Below are 1,742 nucleotides of genomic sequence, written 5' to 3' on the forward strand. Positions count from 1 at the left end.
ACCCTGGCCGAAGACGCCTCCGGCGGAACCGCTGTGGGCATCGTCGCAAACGCCACGGATTCCGATGCGACCGATACAGTCTCCTATTCCGTCGACGACGCCCGCTTCACCGTCGATCCCGACGGCACCGTGCGCGTCGCCGATGGCGCAAGCTTCGACGCCGAGTCTGAGGGCAGCATCGACGTCACCGTCACGGCGACCTCCACCGACGGCTCGACCAGCTCGGAGACCTTCAGCGTCGATGTGACGGATGTGAATGAGTCCGCCGTCTCGCCGGTGACCGACACGGACGCCAGCGCCAACACCCTGGCCGAAGACGCTTCCGGCGGAACCGCTGTGGGCATCGTCGCAAACGCCACGGATTCCGACGCGACCGACAGCGTCTCCTATTCCATCGACGACGCCCGCTTCACCGTCGATCTCGACGGCACGGTGCGCGTTGCCGATGGTGCAAGCTTCGACGCCGAGTCTGAGGGCAGCATCGACGTCACCGTCACGGCGACCTCCACCGACGGCAGCACGTCCAGCGAGACCTTTGCGGTCGACGTCACCGACGTGAACGAGAGCGCCGTCTCCACGGTCACCGACACGGATGGTTCTACGAACACTTTGGCCGAAGATGCCGCCGCAGGGACCGCCATCGGCATCGTCGCAAACGCCACGGATGCCGATGCGACCGACAGCGTCAGCTACGCCGTCGACGATGCCCGCTTCACCGTCGATCCCGACGGCACGGTGCGCGTTGCAGACGGTGCAAGCTTCGATGCGGAGACGGAGGGCAGCATCGACGTCACCGTCACCGCCACCTCCACAGACGGATCGACAAGCTCCGAGACCTTCAGCGTCGATGTCACCGACGTGAATGAATCAGCCGTCTCCCCGGTCACCGACACAGACGCCAGCGCCAACACCCTGGCCGAGGATGCTTCAATCGGCACAACGGTCGGCATCGTCGCAAACGCCACCGATTCCGATGCCACCGACAGCGTCAGCTATTCCGTCGACGATGCCCGCTTCACCGTCGACCCCGACGGCACGGTGCGCGTCACCGACGGTGCCAACTTCGATGCGGAGACGGAAAGCAACATCGACGTCACCGTCACGGCCACCTCCACCGATGGCTCGACCAGCTCGGAGACCTTCAGCGTCGATGTGACGGATGTGAATGAGTCCGCCGTCTCGCCGGTCACCGACACGGACGCCAGCGCCAATACCCTCGCAGAAGACGCTTCCGGCGGAACCGCTGTGGGCATCGTCGCAAACGCCAGGGATTCCGATGCGACCGATACGGTCTCCTATTCCGTCGACGACGCCCGCTTCACCGTCGATCCCGACGGCACGGTGCGCGTTGCAGACGGCGCAAGCTTCGACGCGGAGTCTGAGGGGAGCATCGACGTTACCGTAACGGCCACCTCCACCGACGGCAGCACGTCGTCAGAGACCTTTGCGGTCGACGTCACCGACGTGAATGAATCCGCCGTCTCACCGGTCATCGACACCGACGCCAGCGCCAATACCCTGGCCGAGGATGCTTCCACCGGCACAACGGTCGGCATCGTGGCCAACGCCACGGATTCCGATCAGACCGATACGGTCTCCTATTCCGTCGACGACGCCCGCTTCACCGTCGACTCCGACGGCACCGTGCGCGTCGCAGACGGTGCAAGCTTCGATGCGGAGACGGAAAGCAGCATCGACGTCACCGTCACGGCGACCTCCACCGATGGCAGCACCTCGTCGGA

At 65.1% G+C, this 1,742-nt stretch carries 1 protein-coding gene; it reads left to right on the plus strand.

From position 1 onward, the window contains the following. Window positions 1-1,742, plus strand: a 1,742-nt coding sequence (locus G572_RS26405; RefSeq protein ID WP_029056752.1) for a beta strand repeat-containing protein, incomplete at both ends; no start/stop codon positions are given.

The sequence above is a fragment of the Stappia stellulata DSM 5886 genome (assembly GCF_000423705.1).
Taxonomy (GTDB): Bacteria; Pseudomonadota; Alphaproteobacteria; order Rhizobiales; family Stappiaceae; genus Stappia; species Stappia stellulata.